General features: G+C 62.9%; 21 protein-coding genes, 1 tRNA gene, 1 other RNA gene and 1 riboswitch. Of the genes, 11 read left to right on the top strand and 12 right to left on the bottom strand.

Annotation, left to right across the window (positions count from 1 at the left end; genetic code table 11):
* Positions 1-385: 385 nt before the first annotated feature.
* A complete protein-coding gene (gene apaG, locus JQ609_RS28760) occupies positions 386-778 on the bottom strand; it encodes a Co2+/Mg2+ efflux protein ApaG (protein ID WP_192735458.1) in 393 nt (130 codons plus the stop codon).
* A gap of 239 nt (positions 779-1,017) precedes the next feature.
* On the opposite strand from apaG, the gene JQ609_RS28755 reads away from it, so the two are divergent.
* Genes JQ609_RS28755 through JQ609_RS28745 form a run of 3 tightly spaced genes read left to right on the top strand, consistent with a single transcriptional unit; the run spans position 1,018 to position 4,050 of the window.
* A complete protein-coding gene (locus JQ609_RS28755; RefSeq protein ID WP_212276195.1) occupies positions 1,018-2,247 on the top strand; it encodes an OpgC domain-containing protein in 1,230 nt (409 codons plus the stop codon).
* Positions 2,247-3,005: an SGNH/GDSL hydrolase family protein gene (locus JQ609_RS28750; protein ID WP_212276194.1), complete on the top strand. Its 759-nt coding sequence runs from the start codon at positions 2,247-2,249 to the stop codon at positions 3,003-3,005. Before JQ609_RS28755 ends, JQ609_RS28750 begins: the two co-directional genes overlap by 1 nt.
* Before the next feature lie 13 nt (positions 3,006-3,018).
* Complete coding sequence (locus JQ609_RS28745) at positions 3,019-4,050, top strand: SGNH/GDSL hydrolase family protein (RefSeq protein WP_212276193.1); 1,032 nt, start codon at positions 3,019-3,021, stop codon at positions 4,048-4,050.
* Between the two features lie 169 nt (positions 4,051-4,219).
* Here JQ609_RS28745 and JQ609_RS28740 read toward each other — a convergent pair whose 3' ends face one another.
* The gene (locus JQ609_RS28740) at positions 4,220-5,413 is read right to left on the bottom strand and encodes an O-succinylhomoserine sulfhydrylase (protein ID WP_212276192.1); all 1,194 of its coding nucleotides are present in this window, start codon (positions 5,411-5,413) and stop codon (positions 4,220-4,222) included.
* A gap of 72 nt (positions 5,414-5,485) precedes the next feature.
* Positions 5,486-5,565: riboswitch (SAM riboswitch) on the bottom strand.
* A gap of 121 nt (positions 5,566-5,686) precedes the next feature.
* Here JQ609_RS28740 and JQ609_RS28735 point away from each other — a divergent pair.
* Positions 5,687-6,793, top strand: a complete 1,107-nt coding sequence (locus tag JQ609_RS28735; protein ID WP_192735453.1) for a 2'-deoxycytidine 5'-triphosphate deaminase — start codon at positions 5,687-5,689, stop codon at positions 6,791-6,793.
* A 100-nt stretch (positions 6,794-6,893) separates the two neighbouring features.
* On the opposite strand, the gene JQ609_RS28730 is transcribed toward JQ609_RS28735, so the two are convergent.
* On the bottom strand, positions 6,894-8,228 hold the full coding sequence (locus JQ609_RS28730) for a sorbosone dehydrogenase family protein (RefSeq protein ID WP_212276191.1): 1,335 nt from the start codon (positions 8,226-8,228) through the stop codon (positions 6,894-6,896).
* 147 nt (positions 8,229-8,375) lie between these two features.
* Between JQ609_RS28730 and JQ609_RS28725 the strand changes: the two genes are divergently transcribed.
* Positions 8,376-9,431: a hypothetical protein gene (locus JQ609_RS28725; protein ID WP_212276197.1), complete on the top strand. Its 1,056-nt coding sequence runs from the start codon at positions 8,376-8,378 to the stop codon at positions 9,429-9,431.
* 162 nt (positions 9,432-9,593) lie between these two features.
* Positions 9,594-11,036 carry an MATE family efflux transporter gene (locus tag JQ609_RS28720; RefSeq protein WP_212276190.1) on the top strand — a complete coding sequence of 481 codons (1,443 nt, stop codon included), beginning with the start codon at positions 9,594-9,596 and terminating at the stop codon, positions 11,034-11,036.
* A 1-nt stretch (position 11,037) separates the two neighbouring features.
* Here JQ609_RS28720 and JQ609_RS28715 read toward each other — a convergent pair whose 3' ends face one another.
* The 6 genes from JQ609_RS28715 to JQ609_RS28690 form a co-directional block, all read right to left on the bottom strand.
* Positions 11,038-11,520 (bottom strand): hypothetical protein, encoded by a 483-nt coding sequence (locus tag JQ609_RS28715; protein ID WP_212276189.1) that lies wholly within the window; start codon positions 11,518-11,520, stop codon positions 11,038-11,040.
* Positions 11,521-11,618: 98 nt separating this feature from the next.
* Positions 11,619-12,149, bottom strand: coding sequence for a hypothetical protein (locus JQ609_RS28710; RefSeq protein WP_212276188.1), 531 nt, complete (start codon positions 12,147-12,149; stop codon positions 11,619-11,621).
* Positions 12,146-12,547 carry an SRPBCC family protein gene (locus JQ609_RS28705; protein WP_212276187.1) on the bottom strand — a complete coding sequence of 134 codons (402 nt, stop codon included), beginning with the start codon at positions 12,545-12,547 and terminating at the stop codon, positions 12,146-12,148. The genes JQ609_RS28710 and JQ609_RS28705 overlap by 4 nt, the downstream gene beginning before the upstream one ends.
* 138 nt (positions 12,548-12,685) lie before the next feature.
* Positions 12,686-13,045: a VOC family protein gene (locus JQ609_RS28700; RefSeq protein ID WP_212276186.1), complete on the bottom strand. Its 360-nt coding sequence runs from the start codon at positions 13,043-13,045 to the stop codon at positions 12,686-12,688.
* A 58-nt stretch (positions 13,046-13,103) separates the two neighbouring features.
* Positions 13,104-13,943: an AraC family transcriptional regulator gene (locus tag JQ609_RS28695; RefSeq protein ID WP_212276185.1), complete on the bottom strand. Its 840-nt coding sequence runs from the start codon at positions 13,941-13,943 to the stop codon at positions 13,104-13,106.
* Between the two features lie 9 nt (positions 13,944-13,952).
* Complete coding sequence (locus JQ609_RS28690) at positions 13,953-14,531, bottom strand: methylated-DNA--[protein]-cysteine S-methyltransferase (protein ID WP_212276184.1); 579 nt, start codon at positions 14,529-14,531, stop codon at positions 13,953-13,955.
* Positions 14,532-14,681: 150 nt separating this feature from the next.
* On the opposite strand from JQ609_RS28690, the gene JQ609_RS28685 reads away from it, so the two are divergent.
* The 5 genes from JQ609_RS28685 (at position 14,682) to JQ609_RS28665 (ending at position 17,031) form a co-directional block, all read left to right on the top strand.
* Positions 14,682-14,755 (top strand) — tRNA-Gly (locus JQ609_RS28685).
* A 375-nt stretch (positions 14,756-15,130) separates the two neighbouring features.
* Positions 15,131-15,391 carry a hypothetical protein gene (locus JQ609_RS28680; RefSeq protein ID WP_212276183.1) on the top strand — a complete coding sequence of 87 codons (261 nt, stop codon included), beginning with the start codon at positions 15,131-15,133 and terminating at the stop codon, positions 15,389-15,391.
* A 170-nt stretch (positions 15,392-15,561) separates the two neighbouring features.
* Positions 15,562-15,891 carry a hypothetical protein gene (locus tag JQ609_RS28675; protein ID WP_212276182.1) on the top strand — a complete coding sequence of 110 codons (330 nt, stop codon included), beginning with the start codon at positions 15,562-15,564 and terminating at the stop codon, positions 15,889-15,891.
* A gap of 59 nt (positions 15,892-15,950) precedes the next feature.
* Positions 15,951-16,340: a transfer-messenger RNA gene (gene ssrA / locus JQ609_RS28670) on the top strand.
* A 118-nt stretch (positions 16,341-16,458) separates the two neighbouring features.
* Complete coding sequence (locus JQ609_RS28665) at positions 16,459-17,031, top strand: hypothetical protein (RefSeq protein WP_212276181.1); 573 nt, start codon at positions 16,459-16,461, stop codon at positions 17,029-17,031.
* 13 nt (positions 17,032-17,044) lie between these two features.
* Here the strand turns inward: JQ609_RS28665 and JQ609_RS28660 are convergent, their stop codons facing one another.
* The 3 genes from JQ609_RS28660 to JQ609_RS28650 form a co-directional block, all read right to left on the bottom strand.
* The gene (locus tag JQ609_RS28660; protein ID WP_212211360.1) at positions 17,045-17,365 is read right to left on the bottom strand and encodes a cupredoxin domain-containing protein; all 321 of its coding nucleotides are present in this window, start codon (positions 17,363-17,365) and stop codon (positions 17,045-17,047) included.
* Between the two features lie 11 nt (positions 17,366-17,376).
* On the bottom strand, positions 17,377-17,898 hold the full coding sequence (locus JQ609_RS28655) for a DUF4142 domain-containing protein (protein ID WP_212211359.1): 522 nt from the start codon (positions 17,896-17,898) through the stop codon (positions 17,377-17,379).
* A gap of 96 nt (positions 17,899-17,994) precedes the next feature.
* Entirely contained in the window at positions 17,995-18,678 is a 684-nt protein-coding gene (locus JQ609_RS28650; RefSeq protein ID WP_212276180.1) for an RNA polymerase sigma factor, read from the bottom strand.
* Positions 18,679-18,739: the final 61 nt, after the last annotated feature.

The following is an 18,739-nucleotide window of genomic DNA, read 5'->3' as shown; positions in this document are numbered from 1 at the left end:
GCACGGCATAAGCCGTAAAGCCATTGCGCAGGGAAGGCCGGGTGTTCTCCGCTGCCCTGTATGCTCGTGTGCAGCCTTTTTAGTGCTAACCGCACACGGGACCGCGGGTGCAGCGCGCACCCGGTCTTCCCTGCGCCCTCATATTTCGAGGGCAAGGAATTTCTGGCAAAGCTCGGGCGCAATGCGTCGCGAGAACGCGAAGGTGTGTTCAGTACAGTGCAGCAACAAACACGCTGTCGTCCCGGCCTTGAGCCGGGACCCATAGCCACAGGAAGAAGTTTTGCGAAAGGTCTCTGCGACCGAGCCTCATCGAGAGGTCACGCGGTATGGGTCCCGGCCCAAGGCCGGGACGACGCGTGGAGGGAGCGCAATGCGCCTCTCGCCCCTAATTCAACACCCGCTTGTTGTCAGGGCTATCCAGCGAAAATGTCGGCACATCGATCTCGAATTTCTCGCCGCTTTCGTTGACCATCTGATAGCGCCCGGTCATGAAGCCGGATGCGGTGGGGAGCGGTACGCCGGAGGTGTATTCGAAGCGTTCGCCGGGGGCCAGCACCGGTTGCTCGCCGACCACGCCTTCGCCGCGGACTTCCTGCTTGCGGCCGGTGGCGTCGGTGATGATCCAGTGCCGCGTCCGCAGCTGCACCGTCTCGTTGCCGGAATTGGTGATGACGATGGTGTAGGACCAGAAATACTGGCCCTTATCGACCGACGACCGCTCCGGCATGAAGTTCGGTTCGACGGTGACTTCGATCAGACGGGTGACGGCGCGGTACATGATGAAAAGCTTCCAGAATCCTGATGCGCAGCATAGCGAAGAAAGGCGGTGGAACCAATCGCCGGCCAGCCGGCGGGGGCGGGCTGTCGAGGTACTCCATCCTCGTTTCAACATAGTTTCGCCCTAAGGCGCACCCGCGCGGTTCCGACCCCGTATCTTGCTTGTATTGCGTGCTTGCGGGCCGATATTATCCTTACGGCCGTGCAATTTGCGTAGATTCGCTGCCAAAACGGTGCCCGATGTCGTCCATTGCCGATCAGATTGCCGGACCGTCCGCGAGTGACGCGGCCGCCACCTCCGCGCCGGCGATCACGCTGCCGGCGGCCGGCGAGCGCGAATTGCGGCTCGATCTGTTTCGCGGGCTGGCGCTGTGGCTGATCTTCATCGATCATTTGCCGGCGAACATCCTGACCTGGTTCACGATCCGCAATTACGGCTTTTCCGACGCCACCGAGATCTTCATTTTCATCTCCGGCTATACCGCAGCGTTCGTGTATGGCCGCGCCATGCTGGAATCCGGCTTCGTGATCGCCACCGCCCGCATCATGCGGCGGGTCTGGCAGATCTACGTGGCGCATGTGTTCCTGTTCACGATCTTCCTGGCGGAGATTTCCTACGTCGCAACCAATTTCAACAACCCGCTGTATTCGGAAGAAATGGGGATCATGGATTTCCTCAAGCAGCCGGATGTCACGATCATCCAGGCCTTGCTGCTGAGATTCCGCCCCGTCAACATGGATGTGCTGCCGCTCTATATCGTGCTGATGCTGTTCCTGCCGATCATCCTGTGGCTGATGAAGTGGCGGCCCGACGTCTCGCTGGGGCTGTCGGTGGCGCTCTACGCGGCGACCTGGCAGTTCGATCTGTACCTGTCGGCCTATCCGAACGGCACCTGGTTCTTCAATCCGTTCGCGTGGCAATTGCTGTTTACGTTCGGCGCCTGGTGCGCGCTCGGCGGCGCGGTGCGGATGTCGGCGATACTCTCCTCGCCGATCACAATGTGGATCTGCTTTGCCTATCTGCTGGCCGCCTTCTTCGTTACGCTGACCTGGCATCTTCCGCAGTTGAATTTTTTGATGCCGAAGCACCTCGAACAGTGGATGTACCCGATCAGCAAGACCGATCTGGATGTGCTGCGCTTCGCGCACTTCCTGGCACTGGCGGCGATCACGGTGCGCTTCCTGCGCAAGGACTGGCCGGGGTTGAAATCGCCCTGGCTGCGACCATTGATCCTGTGCGGGCAGCATTCGCTTGAGATATTCTGCCTCGGCGTCTTCCTCGCCTTTGCGGGGCATTTCGTGCTGGCCGAAATCTCCGGTGGAGCGGGCATGCACTTCCTGATCAGCGTCGTCGGAATCCTCATCATGTCCGGCATGGCGTGGGTCATTTCGTGGTACAAGAATTCCGCAGACAAGAATGCCAAGAAAAAAGGCGCTGTTGGCAACGCCGATATGGCGGGAGGGGGCTGATGAAGTCCAACCCGGTGATGATCCTGGGGCTGACCTTGATTGCCGGCTTGCTGGCCGCAGCCCCCGTGCGCGCCGAGGATGCCCCCGCCAATTGCGAGGTTCCGGCCTATCTGCTGACGTCCGAGAGTAAGCTGCCTAAGGTCGAGACGGCCATTGCCGGCGACCGCCGGCTGGACATTCTGGTGGTGGGCAGCCGGTCGTCGAGCATTCCGTCGTCCGAACCCAGCGCCTATCCCGGCCGGCTGCAGGCGATGTTGAAGGAGGCGCTGCCGAAGGTCGCCGTGAACGTATCCGTAGAACTACAGGTCAAGAAGACGGCCGAAGAGGTCGCTGGCGGACTTGTTAAGCTGGCCGAGCTAAAGAAGCCTACTTTGGTTATCTGGCAGACCGGCACCTACGATGCTATCCGATCGATCGATCCCGATGATTTCCGCGCCGGTGTCGAAGAGGGCGTTGCTGCGTTGCAGAAGGCGGGTACCGACGTGATCCTGATGAATCTGCAATACAGCCCGCGCACTGAAACGATGATTTCCGCGCCGCCCTATCTGGATAATATGCGCGTGGTGGCGCAGCAGCACGACATTCCCTTGTTCGACCGCTTCGCCATGATGCGGCACTGGAGCGACGCCGGAGATTTCGACCTGTCCACCACGTCGCATGGCCCTGACCTGGCCAAGCGGGTGCATGATTGCCTCGGCCGCGCGCTGTCGAAATTCGTGATCGACGCGGCGCATGTGAACCCGGCCCAGCAGAATTGAGGAACTAGCGTAAATGAGTCGTTACTGCCCTTTTTTCCCGTCTGCATCGCTGGCAGCGCTCGCCATCGCAGCGACGGTACTGCTGATGCCGGCGTCCGTTTTGCAGGCGCGAGCGCAGGCGCAGGCGACCCAGACCGCCCAGCAGGCGACGTTATCCGACACGGCCAAATCTGAAGCCGCCAAACCGCCGGCGGCGCCGACCACGGGTGCGGGCAGCGTGGCGGCCACCGAGCCGTCCAGCCCGGCGGCGCAGAGGAGCGTCACCGGCAAGGCGATCGACAAGGCCAAGGAGGTCGCGAAATCCGCCGCCGACATTTTCAGCCGCGTTCCCTGCCTGCCGCCGAAGGGTGGCGCCAAAAAGATGGGATCGCTGCCGCGTGTCGCGGGCAAGCTCGCCGCGGGCGAGCCGGTGGTGATCATCGCGTTCGGATCGTCGTCGACCGCGGGTTTTGGCGCGACCTCGCCGGAATTCAACTATCCCAACCGCCTCGCGGCGCAGCTGCACCGGCAATACCCGACCGCCGACATCACCGTGATCAACCGCGGCCAGGGCGGCGAGGACGCGCCTGAGATGATGAAGCGGCTGCAGACCTCGGTCATCGACATGCATCCGGACCTGGTGATCTGGCAGGTCGGCACCAACGCCGTGCTGCGCAATCTCGATCCGGCCGAAACCATCAAGCTCGTGGAAGACGGTGTCGCGCGCATTCAGGCGGCTGGCGCCGATCTGGTGCTGATCGATCTGCAATATTCGCCGCGGGTCAACGAACGCGCGGAGAGCGCGGGCAAGATGATCAATTTGCTGGGCAAGGTCGCCGAACTGCGCAAGGTCGGCATCTTCCCGCGCTTCGAGGTGATGCGCGACTGGCACGAGAAGCAGGCGATCCCGATGGACAATTTCGTCATCGCCGACGGCCTACACATGAGCGACTGGGGCTACGCCTGCTTCGCGCAACTGCTCGGCGACGATATCATCCGCTCGGTCGGCCAGATCAAGCTCGGCGTCAACGTGCCGTCCGACGTGCGGACCTATCGGCCGATGTGATTACGGCTGTTGCCGTTACACACCGCCGTCGTCCCGGCCTTGAGCCGGGACCCACGCCGCGGCCGTGCTGATTAAACACGGTGGTCGACCACTTCCTTGACTCACAACGTCCTGTGGTTATGGGTCCCGGCTCAAGGCCGGGACGACGATGGTGTTGGTGGCAATCAGCTCACGCCTTCTCCAGCGCCTGCGCAAAATCCTCGATCAGGTCATCCGCATGCTCGAGTCCGGCGGAGAAGCGAATGAAGCCTTCGCTGATGCCGAGCTCGGCGCGCGCCTCCGGCGTCAGCCGCTGGTGCGTCGTGGTCGGCGGATGGGTGACGAGGCTCTTGGCGTCGCCGAGATTGTTCGAGATCCGCGAGATCTGCAACGCGTTGAGGCAGCGGAACGCGGCCTGCTTGCCACCCTTGACCTCGAAGCCGACCAGGGTCGAGCCGGCGCGCATCTGCCGCTTCACCAGTTCGGCCTGCGGATGATCTGATCGCCCGGGATAGATCAGCCGCGAGATCTTCGGATGCTTCGCCAGCGCATCGGCCACCTTGCCGGCGGTCTCGGTCTGCGCGCGCACCCGTACCGCCAGCGTCTCCAGTCCCTTCAGCAGGACCCAGGCGTTGAACGGCGACATCGACGGGCCGGTATGGCGCATGAAGTTATGGAGGTGCTCGGCGACGAACGCTTCCGAGGCCAGGATGATGCCGCCGAGGCAGCGGCCCTGACCGTCGATATGCTTGGTGGCGGAGTAGACAACGACGTCGGCGCCAAGCGAAAGCGGGCTCTGCCAGATCGGCGTGGCGAACACATTGTCCACGATCAATCGTGCGCCGCCACTGTGCGCGATCTCGGCAATCGCCGGGATGTCGAGCACGTCGAGCGTCGGATTGGTCGGGCTCTCCAGGAAGAAGGACTTGGTGTTCGGGCGCAACGCGCGCTGCCACTGGTCGAGATCGAGACCGTCGACCAGCGTCGTCTCGATCCCGTAGCGCGGCAAGAGATCCTGCACCACGTAAAGGCAGGAGCCGAACAGAGCTTTCGAAGCGACCACGTGGTCGCCGGCCCGGAGCGGTGCGAGGATAGCGGTCGCCACCGCGGCCATGCCGGTCGCGGTCGAGCGCGCGGCTTCCGCGCCCTCGAGCTGGATCATGCGGCGCTCGAACATCTCGATCGTCGGATTGGAATAGCGCGAATAGATGAAGCCGGGCTCCTCGCCCTTGAAACGGGCCTCGCACTGCTCCGCGCTGTCGTAGACGTAGCCCTGGGTGAGGAACAGCGCCTCGGACGTCTCGCCGAACTGCGAGCGTAGCGTGCCGCCATGGACCATGCGGGTTTCGGGACGATAGCGGGTGGTAGACTTAGCCTCAGGCATGTGACCTCCGTCGCGACCACCATTGAAAATGGTCACAAAAAACCGGCCTGGAAAAATTTCCACAGGCCGGGATCACACGTGTCCCCGGCCTGTTTAGCGACTTATTTAACGTGGCTGCAAGCCGGCCGGCTCAAATCACCACGGGATAAGTCATGCTGATATTCCCTCGCGCCCTTTTCGTCAAGCCGGCCATCGGATAACCCCTAAATGCCCATATTTATGAGGTTTGGATGACATTCGGGTCATCCTTCCCGGGCTCCCTTGAGGACCGCCGTGCCTTTCACGCTGCCGCCCGACGCCAACGGAATTCTGCCCGACCGCATGATCGCGGCGATGGCGGATGCGGGCCTGATCCTGCCGGCCTATCCCTTTGTCGAGAGCCAGATCCAGCCCGCGAGCCTCGATCTGCGGCTCGGCGATATCGCCTACCGGGTGCGCGCGAGCTTCCTGCCGGGGCCGGGTGCGACGGTGGCCGAGCGTATCGACGAACTGAAACTGCACGAGATCGACCTCACTGACGGGGCGGTGCTGGAAACCAATTGCGTCTACATCGTGCCGCTGCTGGAGAGCCTCGCGCTGCCGCCGGAGATCGTCGCCGCCGCCAACCCCAAAAGCTCGACCGGGCGGCTCGACGTCTTCACCCGCGTGATCGCTGACGGTACCCGCCGCTTCGACATGATCGGCGCCGGCTACCACGGGCCGCTCTATGCCGAGATCAGCCCGAAGACGTTTCCGGTGCTGCTGCGCGAGGGATCGCGGCTTAGCCAAGTGCGCTTCCGCACCGGCGACGCCATCCTCAATGCGGACGAGCTCGACGCGCTGCATGAGGCCGAGCGGCTGGTCGATATCGACGACGCCGATCTCGCCAATGGCGTGGCGCTGAGCGTCGATCTAAGCGGCGCGAATTCCGGCGGCTTTGTCGGCTACCGCGCCAAGCGCCACACCGGCGTGGTCGATGTCGACCGCCGCGGCGGCTATGCGGTCGATGAATTCTGGGAGCCGATCGCGGCGCGCCCGGACGGCAGCCTGATCCTCGATCCCGGCGAGTTCTATATCCTCGCCTCCAAGGAGGCGGTGCAGATCCCGCCGGATTACGCCGCCGAGATGGTGCCGTTCGATCCTCTGGTCGGCGAATTCCGCGTCCATTATGCCGGCTTCTTCGATCCCGGCTTCGGCTATGCCGGCGCCGGCGGGCAGGGCTCGCGCGCGGTGCTCGAAGTGCGCTCACGCGAAGTGCCGTTCATCCTCGAGCACGGCCAGATCGTCGGCCGCCTGGTCTATGAAAAAATGCTGGCGCGGCCCCATGCCATGTACGGCCAGCGCATCGGCTCGAACTATCAGGCCCAGGGCCTGAAACTGAGCAAGCATTTCAGGGTGTGATTCTCACCTCGTCATTGCGAGGAGCGCAGCGACGAAGCAATCCACGTTCCCGAGCAAAGATGGATTGCTTCGCTTCGCTCGCAATGACGGTGGTTGGTGCCTACCTCGCCGCCGACGTCATCGCAGGCGTCACACGCCATACCGTGTTGCCGACGTCGTCGGCCACCAATAGCGCGCCCTGCTTGTCTAACCGCACGCCGACCGGACGTCCGCGGGCTTCACCGTCATCACTGACAAAGCCGGTCAGCACGTCCTGCGGCTTGCCGGAAGGCTTGCCGCCCTCGAACGACACGAAGATCACCCTGTAGCCGGCGCGCGGCTTGCGATTCCACGAGCCGTGCTGGCCGATGAACGCGCCACCCGCCATCGCTTGCGGAAACAGATTGCCGGTGTTGAACTCGAGCCCGAGCGAAGCGGTATGCGCGCCGAGTGCGTAGTCCGGTGCCATTGCTTTGGCGACCATATCGGGACGCCGCGGCTCGACGCGCGTATCGACGCGATCACCGAAATAGCTGTAGGGCCAGCCATAGAACGCGCCGTCCTTTACCGAGGTCATGTAGTCAGGCACCAGATCGTTGCCGAGTTCATCGCGCTCGTTGACGACCACCCAAAGTTCGCCGGTGTGCGGATTCCAAGCAGGTGCGTTCGGATTGCGCAGGCCTGAGGCAAACACCCGCCATGTGCCACTGGCGCGATCGACCTCCAATACGGCGGCGCGATCCTTCTCGGCCTCGATGCCGTTCTCGCCGATGTTGCTGTTGGAGCCGACGGTCGCATAAAGCTTCGATCCGTCGCGGCTGGCGGCGAGGTCCTTGGTCCAGTGATGATTGAGCGTGCCCGCGGGCAGGTCGGTGAGCTTCTCACCCGCTGCGGTGATTCTGGTGACGCCGGTCTGATAGGGAAATTTCATGATCGCGTCGGTATTGGCGACATAGAACTCCTCGCCGACCAGCACCATGCCGAACGGCGAGTTCAGCCCGCTGAGGAAGATGCTGCGGGTTTCGGCGACGCCATCGCCATCTGAGTCGCGCAACAGCGTGATGCGGTTCGCGCTCGGCACGCCGGCGCCGGCCCGGCTCTGCGCCCACTTGAAGAAGAAGCCTTTGATGCCCCCGCCGTCCGGTTTCGGTGGGGCGTTGGACTCGGCCACCAGCACGTCGCCATTTGGCAGCACGTAGACCGTGCGCGGATGCTCGAGCCCGCTGGCGAACGCATTCACCGCCATGCCGTTGCCGGCGGTCGGCTTGCTGCCTTCGGGCCAGCCCTTGGCAGTGGCGATGTTGACGGTCGGTATCCACGAGGTCTGCGGCGCCGGCAACTGGGGCGAGGGACCATAGGTCTGTTCGGCGGAGCCTGATGGGGCCTGTTCGTTACAGGCGGCGAGAGGAAGCGCCAGCGCTCCCAGACATAGCGCCAGCCGAAGGTGGCTATGCATGACGGCTCCTTGCATATCGATGTACAATGCGGTGCATATCGCTCCACCAATGCGGAAAGCCGGCCATTGTTCGCGGCGCCTGCCATGAAATTCGCGTGAATTGAACCGCAACCCTGCGTGCGGAAAGAAAAGGGAACCGGGATGGCGATGACCGAGGCGAAGGATGACCCCGCGCAGCAAGCGCAATGGGCGAAGTGGCGCAGCATCGCTGATCTCTATCACGCGTATTTCACCGGCCTCGTTCTCACCGTGGTCTCGCGCCGCGGCACGGCGGATGCCGCCGAATTCGTGTTCCGGGTGTTTCGCCGCCAGCAGCAGGAGCGCTTCCTGCCGGGGCTGGAAAAACTCGGGCTCAGCCATCTGCCGCCGGCGGTCGCGGCTGCGCAGTATCACTATCTCTCGAACTGGATCGGCGGCGTCCATGTCGAATACATGTACGAGACCGATCGCAAGGCCTGGATCCGTTATCCGCCGCCGCGCTGGATCTGGAGGGGCACCGCGATTTGCGGCGTGCCCGGCGAAGTGTCGCGCGCGATGCTGCGGGGCTGGCACGGCAATAACGGCGTGGCGCTCGGCAATCTCAATCTCGGCTTCGTCTGTACCAAGCAAAGCGTCGACGGCCAGGACGGCCTCGAAGGCTATTACTGCGAATACGATCATCCGCTCGACCTCGATGCGCGGATGGTGTTCGCGCGGCATCTCGAAGCGCCGCGCTTCGATCCCGCCACCGCGCCGGCATTGCCTGTTGCAAGCTGGCCGAAGCCGCGGCTGGAAAAGGCCTATCGCAACTACGCCATGGAATATGTGAAGACCGCGGCTCCCGTGATGGTGCAATGCTTCGGCCCGGAGGACGCCCGATATCTATTGCACCTCACCGGCAAGCTGATCGGCATGCAATATTTCGACGAGATCGCGCAAAACCTTGGGGCGAGCCGCGGCGGGCCGAAGGAATTTGCTGGCTTCCTGCGTGCGCTGTTCGAGGCGCAGGATGATGCGGTTGAGATCAGCGAGTCCGACGGCACGTTCGAAATCCGGCAGCAGAGCTGGAAGCTGATGGCCGATGTCGGCGATTATCACCCGGCCTGCGCCAGCGTCCTGCAGGGATTGTTCGAAGGCCTCGCAGCCGGCTGCGGCCGCCATATTCCCGTGCATTTGAAGCCGCCGGCAGGCGGAAAGGCACCGTTCGTCTGGTCGATCGGCTAGGGGAGTGCGCCCGCCTGCAATCGCGCAGGCCCCCATTGCGTTTCGCGCACGCGGAATCAGCGCCTGCCGTGCTAGGAAACATCCTGGCGCAGCGAGATAATGCGCCCAAAATATTGAATGGGCGCGCGATCTCAGGATTGCCTTTCGCGCGCGGGAGCAGAAATGTCCGATATCGGCGTTGCCGAAATTCCCGTCGACGAGGAAGAGCGCCCGCTGCCGCCACCGCTGCCGCCGGCGAAGAATGCGCTGGTCGATGGTCCGATCCTGCGCACGCTGCTGTGGCTGGCCTGGCCCAACGTCATTGCGCTATCGGCCGGCACCTGCGTGGTGATCGCCGAGACCTCCTATATCGGCCGGCTCGGGGTGGAATCGCTGGCCGCGATGGCGCTGGTGTTTCCCTGCGTGATCCTGACCATGACGATGTCGGGCGGCGCCATGGGCGGCGGCGTGGCGTCCGCGATCGCGCGCGCGCTAGGCGCCGGTGATACCGAGCGGGCGTCGGTGCTCGCCGCGCATGCCTTGCTGATCGGCCTCTGCTTCGGGCTCGTCTTCATGCTGGGCATGCTGATCTTCGGCCCAAAGCTGCTGGAACTGCTCGGCGGCCGCGGCAACGTGCTGGCGCAGGCGATCGGCTACACGCAGATATTCTTCGGCGGCGCCGTCGTGCCATGGCTGATGAACACGATGGCCGGCATCCTGCGCGGCACCGGCAACATGAAGCTGCCGTCGCTGCTGATGCTGGTTTCCGCCGTCTGCCAGATCATTCTCGGCGGCACGCTCGGTCTCGGTCTCGGTCCGATCCCGCAATTCGGCATGCAGGGCGTCGCCGCCGGTTCGCTGATCGCTTACCTCATCAGCATCTCCGTGATGACGTGGTATCTGTTTTCCGGCCGCGCGCGCATCGTTCCCAGGATCGTCGGCCTGCGGATTCGCTGGGCGATGTTCATCGACATTCTCAAGGTCGGCGCCATCGCCTGCTTCTCGCCGCTGCAATCGGTGCTGACGATCAGCATCTTCACCTACATGCTGGCGGGTTTCGGCACCGAGATCCTGGCCGGTTACGGCATCGGCGCGCGGCTCGAATTCATGTTGACGTCGATCGCCTTTGCGGTCGGCATCGCGACCGTGCCGATGGTCGGCATGGCGATCGGTGCGCAGCGCATCGCGCGGGCCCGCAGGATCTGCTGGATCGCGGGCGGCGTGGCCTTTGTCGGGGTCGGAGCGTTGGCGACCTTGATCGCGATCTTCCCCGACATCTGGGTCAATCTCTTCACCGACAATGCGGGCGTGCGCACCGCAAGCCGGCAGTATCTGTCTACGGCGGCGCCGATGTATGCGTTCCTCGGCCTTGCCACGACCTGCTATTTTTCATCGCAGGGCGCGGCCAAGGTGCTCGGCCCCGTGCTGGCGCAGACCGCGCGGCTGGTGTTCATCGGCGTCGGCGGCTGGTGGCTGTCGACGCACAACGCCACGGCTATGGACTTTTTCATGCTGACGGCCGCATCGATGATGCTGCTCGGCCTGCTGTCCTGCCTCAGCGTGATCCTGACGCGGTGGGGACCGAAGCGCGTCCCCCTTGCAAAGGCTCGCCCGGCGCTGTCGTAGCTCAGCGCCGCCGATGCTTTCGGCCGTGACGGCTGCCGCCCATATTGGCCATACGCATCAGTTGCGGAATCATGCTCATCATCTCGCTGCCGCCGGCGCCGCCGAGCATGCCCATGATGTCGCCGCCGCCCACGCCGCCCATGTTGACGCCATAGCCGTGGGCCATGCCGCCGCCATAGCCGCCATAGCTGCCACCGTAGCCGCCGGGGATTCCACCACCGCCCATCATGCCGCCGAAACCACCACCGCCGCCTTCCATCATGCGGCCCATCATCGGCCCCACGGTCTGCATCATCAAGCCGAAGCGGCGCTTGCCCATCTTGGCCTTCATCATTTCCAGCATCGGCGCCATCTGCTTCATCATGTCGTCGCCGCCTCCACCCCCACCGAACCCGGCGAATTGCGCCTTCGCCGGCGTCGTCGTCAGGGCAAACAGCAGCAGCAGCGTGGCTGCCTGGCACACAACCTTGTCAGCTCCAGTCATGGTTCGACCTCCCAATGCGCCGCGGCCCGCGGGGGCGGTGCCATCCGGGCGCAACTGGTGACGCTAGGAAAGGGAGGCTTGCCGATCTGTGCGAAAGATCACGGTGCTCGCCGCCGCGCGGTGAACTCGGTATTGACACGCCAGCTCGCGCCGTTGTCCGCGGAGATCTCGCCACGCCAGAGGAACGAGTTCGGCGTGATCTCGGAAAAACTCCAGCGCATCAGCTGTCCATCAGGCCGCGTGCCGTGCTGCACGATGTCACGGCCTTCAGCGCGGCCGATCATCTGCAGAAAACTTCGCGCCACCGGATCGGTCCACTGGATCCTCCAGGCATCGATATCGGGATCATAGACCCGCAGCGTCGTGCCATAGGAATTGACCTGGGCGGTGGCATCGCCGTGGCGTGCCTCGCCACGCGGCGGCACGATCCAGACATCCTGGATTGCGCGGCCCTCCAGCGCCCAGCCGAAATGCCATTCGCCGGCGCGGCGGCGCTCGCGGCCGTCGTCGGAGAATTGCCTGACGTCGAGATCCCAGGAGCCGATGAAGCGTCCGTACAGATCCATCTTGCCGGCGCGGTCGGTTGAGGGGCCGACCGCGCCGAGCGCTTCGAGAAATGCGGAAATCATGCCGCGGCTTTCCCAAGCGCGTTCTGCATCGCCAGCGCCGCCTGATCCATCTGCGCGTTCATGTAGGGCGCGATTTCATGTGGCAGCACGTCGACGGTCCAGGCCAGCCGGCTGCGGCCATCGACTTCGGCGGTCACCTGCACCGCGGCGCTGTGCTGTTTGATCCGCTCGCTGATCACGGCATAGACCAGCCGCCGCCGCGCATCGTCGCAATCGACCAGCAATTCGCGCGCCACCGTGCCGTTGGAAAACGTCACGATCCGTGCGTCGCCGTCGAGGCGGGTGTCGAGCACGAAGCCCGGCACCAGCCGCGTATGCAACGCCCCGAAATCGCGCACCGCGTCCCAGACGTCGGCCGGCGCAGCGTCGATGATGATGTCCTTGTGGATGGAAGCCATGGGGTAGGGTCCTTCGATGAGAGGTTGTTCGTCATTGCGAGGAGCGAAGCGACGAAGCAATCCACACTTGCTTTGCCGCGCCATGGATTGCTTCGCGTCGCTCGCAATGACGGAGGAGAGATGGGAGCGCCTAACTACCTACGTACAAACCGCCTCGACATTGTTGCCGTCAGGGTCGATCAAAAACGCCGCGTAGTAAGTCGGGCTGTAATCCGCCCGTGCTCCCGCGCCGCCATTGTCGCGGCCGCCGGCCTTCAGTCCTTCGGCGTGGAATTGCTTGATTGCGGCATGATCCGGGGCGCGGAACGCGACATGGGCGCCGGTGCTGGCCGCGCCCTTGTGCAGATGCAGCCAGAGCGCAGGTTCGCCCTTCGGGCCGAAGCCGGCGCCGGAATCATCGCGCGAGCACAGCACAAAGCCGAGGGGCGCGAGCGCTGCCGTATAGAAGCGCACGCTGGCGTCGAGATTTCCGACGCGTAATCCGATGTGGTCGTACATTGCTGTTCTCCAGTGAGAAGTGCGCGCGGGAATGCCGCGCAACCTGGAGAAACCCTAGTCAGTGGAGGGCAAGCCGTTCTTGGAGAATCTTGCGCTTCCCGCGCGAGGCCTGGCGGAACCGGAGCGGCGAGGCGCCGGCGGCGCGATGGAACGTGCGCACGAAATTGGACAGGTCGCCGAAGCCGACGTCATAGGCGATATCGGTGATCGGGCTGTCGTCATCGGCCAGCCGCCGCGCTGCATGGCGCAGCCGCGAGCGCAGCAGATATTGGTGCGGGGTGACGCCGAGCACGTCGGAAAACAGCCGCAGGAAATGGAACGGGCTGATGCCGGCTTGCGCTGCGGCATCTTCCAGATCGATTTCGCGGTGCGAATTGGCATCGATCCACAGCGCGGTTTCCACCGCGCGGCGGCGGTCGCGGGCGGCGTCGGAACCAGTCTTGCGTGGCTTGCCGGATACCACCTCGACAAAGCGGCTGGCGAACACCTGCCCGATCTCGTCGAGGCCGATGTCGCTGCTGCCATCTGCCGCCGCCTGCGCCAGTTCGCCCAGCACCATCAGCTCCGGCAGCGGCGGCGCAGAGCCGATCTGCCAGATATCCCTGGCTTCGCTGATCGCTTCCACCAGCTCCGGGCTCAAAAAGAACGATAAGCACTCGTCGCCGCAGACGTGCTCATGGGTGCAGGTATATTCGTCGCCGGGATGGCCGATCAGCACCGATCCCGCCACCAGCTCACTGAACTTGCCGCGGCAGTGCAGGCCGAAGCTGCCCTTGCGGACATAGGAGATCGAGTGGCAGCGGTGCTGTTCCGCGAACGGCTTGTCGCCGGGCCCCGCGCTGCAGCGGAAGTCGGACACCGAAATCGATTTGCGTTCCAGGAGCGTGGTCGCTGTCATCCCGCAAATTTAGGTAGGCGGACGAGGCGACGCAACAGGCAGCAGCACGTCGAACAGGGTCTTGCTGGCGGTCGGACGGGTGCCTTCGATCGACAGCAGCCGGCGCTTGGAAATGGCGCCGCCGTTCGGCGATATCTTGTCGGCATAGTGCCCGGCCTCGAGCACGCGGTGGCAAGGCACGATGATCATGAAGGGGTTGCGAGCGATGGCCTGCGCCACCGAATAGACCGCGCCAGAGGCGCGCAGCGCACTGGCGACCTCACCATAAACGCGGGTCTCGCCGCGCGGGATGGTGCGGGCGAACTGATAGACGCGTTGGTTGAAGACGGGAATGCCGGTCATGTCGAGCGCGACATCGGAAAGGTCGCACGATCCGCCGCGCAGCAACGCCACGATGCCTTCGATCGCGATGGCGACATTCTCCGGAGGGCGAAGTTCGCGGGCGTCGGGATAAAGCTGGAACAGCCGCCGCCTGGTGTCGATCTCACGGGCCTCCGGAAGCTGCACGCCCATGACGCCAAGATCGCCCCATGCGATCCCGCACCGGCCGATTCCCGTGTCAAAAATGCTGTAGCCCCGCCCCGCCATACGCCACCAACCCCGGCCGGATCATAACACCGCCATCACAGCGCGCATCTGGAATCTTTGTAAGCCGTTAAGGGCCTGGGGCGGGGAGGCGCGGGTACCGCTTGGCGGAACGCCCGGGGTCGGCTAATCAGGGGGAGCGCAAAAGCGTTCGCGGGCGTAGTTCAATGGTAGAACGGCAGCTTCCCAAGCTGCATACGAGGGTTCGATTCCCTTCGCCCGCTCCAATACCCAGTATTTCATAGGGTTTGTGCACTAGGCACGTATTGGAGTTAGCTGTATTTCTGGGCTGACATGGGTATCCCATTCGTTGAAATGATTGTGATTTTTGGTGCTGATCGGCGCCAATTCGGAGCCAAAACGGAGCCATTCTAGACACACAGCTCGCTTGCAGGTTTTCAGTCGTGTGATTCAATAAGTCATATTGACTAATGAATGACCCATGAGTGTACGAGCGAAGTTTTAAGTTGTGAGTTTGACTAAGCAGAAGATGTGGAATGGGGACGACGGTGTTGGCACCGTTATTAAGCTAGGGCGTGTACTCATAAACGGCCGGATGTGAAGTCCGCTTCCTGGGGCGTAGCAGAGGCAGAGGGTGGACAATGACCGCTGGCATCACGCTCGGCTGGGCTTTCTTCGGTTTGGTCGTAGCACTTCTTCTCGGATACGGACTAACGCGCGGCATCTTTGTTGGATCGACAACGGAATACCATGCGAGCATGGGCGGCTTCTACTCCTACAATTGTCGCTATCTCTATCCAGATGGCGTACGCGTGAAGTTTGGCGGTGGTACTGGAAAAACGCCGAACGAAGCAAAAGCAAGTTCTGACGGCTTTTGCCCATTGCTTGGGTCCGAGCGTTAAAGGCCGTGAGCTCGGCGTATCGACGAGATCGCCTTACCGGGAACGCCAGGTATTCGGAGAACTCATTCTGAAAATCCTTCCTTCAGCGGCTTGGGAGGACGCGGGCATCATAGTGCGCAATCATTCCCCTTAAAATCGGAGCCAAAAAAGAGCCAAATCCGTGTAACCTATTGACGGATAAGGGTGCAAAAAATGCTTCCCAAACTGCATACGAGGGTTCGCTTCCCTTCGCCCGCTCCAACCTTTCCAGCTCCGCGAATTGGAATGGGTTGGGTTCCATCCATGGCCAAAATGATCGAACAAGCGATTGCGCAAATTTGCGGCTGCCGGACGCCAATCAGGAAAAGATCGGCCGCAGGCTGTTGTCGCGCATGGAGCGTCTCAATTCGCTTCGTGGTGAAATTGACAAAGGCATCAGTTCGCTCGATGCGGGCAAAGGCGGTGACTTGAATGTCGAAGACTTCCTTCGTGAGAAGAATTCACGAAATGGTGGGGCATAGGCCTCCAATCCTTCGCGCGTTTCAATGCCAACGCCTGATCCAGAGCCATCGTCGACACCACCCTATCTTTCCCCGCCAATCCCGCGTACAACCGCTTCGTCGCAAGACGATGGCGCTGAAACTCTGAATGGACTGCGGGCAGACCCGGGGGCAGTACCCGGCGCCTCCACCCTAGCAGCTTGAGCTTAAAGGTCTCATCGACAGCACGATCCGAAAAGATCATGCTCCACATGAGATCGATTCTGCCGCAAGGCAAGATCCCAGGGCTGCTATGGCGGGGGCGAACCAGGATCGATGGTCGCAAAGAAGTTCGGAATTGTGCTCGGCATGATACCGCCGTTATCGGGTCAAAAACCTAAATGCAAACGATAACGTTGCATTGAACGAAGTGCGCCTCGCGGCGTAACCTGTTCGGGGTTGGTCCACCTGGCAACAGAACGGCCATGGCCGCGTCAACCTTCGGGTTGGCGCGGCTTTTATTTGTGAACCGGCCTCGCGCTGTGCGCGACTACAATCACAAGTACTATTGTGCTACATTGCTGTGCCGCAGAGATGGAGGCGAACGCGTTGACCCAGGCCATCGCTGCCGACAACACCTCCCGCAACAATTTGCTTGTCATCGCCGCCGGCGGTCTGCTGTCGGGCCTGTTGACGCCGCTCACGCCGCAACTGATCGACAAGTTCACCGGCGGTTCCGGCAATCTGCGCATGGCGCTGGTGGCGGTGCCGTTTGCCGTGCTCGTCTTCTTCGTGGTTCGGCGCTGCAGCGCCAATCCGCTTTGGGCGGCGCTGCTTGCCGGCATTGTCACCATGGTCGCTTTTGTCTGCGCGGTGAACGCCGCGATCTGGATCGATCTGCAGGCCTATGGCGCCTCCAAGATGATGCGCAATGTGCTGGCGGGCCTCGCCGGCGGTTTCGTCGGCGCCGGCTTGATGGCGCTGGCGATCGCGCTGTTGCCGGCCGGGCCGCGCGATGCGGCGTTATGGATGCGGATGCTGCTGACGGGCACGCTGGCCGGCACGCTGATGGCGGCCGACAGCGCGCTCGATCTCGATCTCACCTCGGTGCTCTATCCGGTCTGGCAGGCGGCCGTCGCGGTGCGGCTCGCGATGGTGCTGCAGCGAGGGACGTTGACCTAAAGAGGTTGCCGGCTTACGGCGCGATCGTCAGCACCGCCTTCATGTTGGGATGGAAGCGGCAGTAATATTCGACCGTGCCGGCCTTCTTCAGCACCGACGTCACGGTCTTCTTCGGCGGCATGGCGACATCGAAATCGCCGTTTCGCGCGGTGGCGGTGTGAGCGAAGATATCCTTGTTGATCCATTCGATGGTGTCGCCGACCCTGGCGGTTACCTGCGCCGGCGACACCACGAGATTGTCCATCACGATCTGTATGGTTGCGGCATGCGCCGGGACGGCGATGGCGCCCGATAGCAGGGCGGTCACGATGAGAAAAATGCGTCTCGGCAGCATGGCAGTCTCCGTTACTTCAGGCCGGCGGCGACGTGTTCGGCATGCTGCTGGTGGCCCTGAAACAGCTTCAGGCCGGTCTGCAGCAGGCTCTTCAGCTCGGCATTGCTGGCTGACGGGATCAACAGTGTCTCAAGCGCGCCATTGACCGCCTTGTGGTAGGCAATCTCGTTGGCGATATAGGCCTTGTCGTAGTCAGCGCCTTTCAGCTTGCCGAGTTCGGCCAGCTTGTCCGCGGCCTGCTTCGACAGCGTCTTGCTGGTGTCGTTGTCCTCGGGCGTCACCTTCAGCTTCTTGACGAGGTCGAGCGCCTGCTTGTTCACGGCTTCATGGTCGCGCACCATGCCTTCCGCGAACGCCTTGACGTCCTTGTTGCTGGCCTTGGTGATGGCCTGTTTGCCGGCGGCGATGTCGATGACGCCTGCGGTGTAGGCGACATGCGCGATCTGCGGGTCGGTGGGCTTTGCGCCCTGCGCCAGTGCGGCGCCGCCCAAAAGGCTCAATGCGGCAATCGCCGCGCTCAATCGAACGAACATGGTGTGACACTCCTGTGGCGCCGACGCGAGCGATCGGCTTTCAAGTTGATTGCACAGGAGTTGGATGACGCAGGTGGCCGGAGGTTCCCGAAAAAATCAGATAAAGCCGAGCCGGTTCAGCACCGCTTCGGTGAGCCGTTCGCAGCGCCTGCCGGCAAACGGAAACGCGTCCATCACGACAGGGCCGATCTTCTTCTCGACATTGTCGCGCAGCATGACGCGGGCGCGATGTAGCCTCGTCTTCACGGTCACAGGATTGAGCCCGAGAATCTCGGCGGTCTCCTCGACATTCATGCCCTCGATCACCCGGGTGATGAAGACGAGCCGGAACGGTTCCGGCAATTCGTCGATGGCGTGTTCGACGACATGCTGAATTTCACGTTGGGCCATGGATTTTTCCGGGTCGTCTGCGGCCGCGCGGGGAAACTGGATGATCTGGGCTTCGAGCGTGCCCTGCGGCAATGACGACAACTCCACGCCCGGCCGATGCCGGCGCAAGCGCCCCAGCGCCTCGTTCATGGCAATCCGCGCCAGCCAGGTCGCCAGGCTGGAATCGCCGCGAAAATTCTCCAGATGCGTGAAAGCGCGGACGTAAGTCTCCTGCACGACATCCTCGGCCTCGCCATCATTGCGCAGGATGCCACGGGCGAGCCGGTAGAGCCGGCGGTTGTTCGCCTGCATGATAGCGCGAGCCGCGGTCTCGTCGCGGGCCAGCGCCCGGCGGACCAGGTCGAGGTCACCATCGACGGGCAGAGTATGAGGCGTGTGGACCGGACGCATGATGGTTCCACCAATAGCATTGTATTGGGGTTGGATGCGGCAAGGCGGAAGAGGTTCCCGA

Origin of the sequence: Bradyrhizobium sp. AUGA SZCCT0169 (genome assembly GCF_018130085.1) — a bacterium.
Lineage (GTDB): Bacteria > Pseudomonadota > Alphaproteobacteria > Rhizobiales > Xanthobacteraceae > Bradyrhizobium.
The sequence above is the reverse complement of the archived record's forward strand: the minus strand, read 5'-3'. Positions and strand labels throughout refer to the sequence as shown.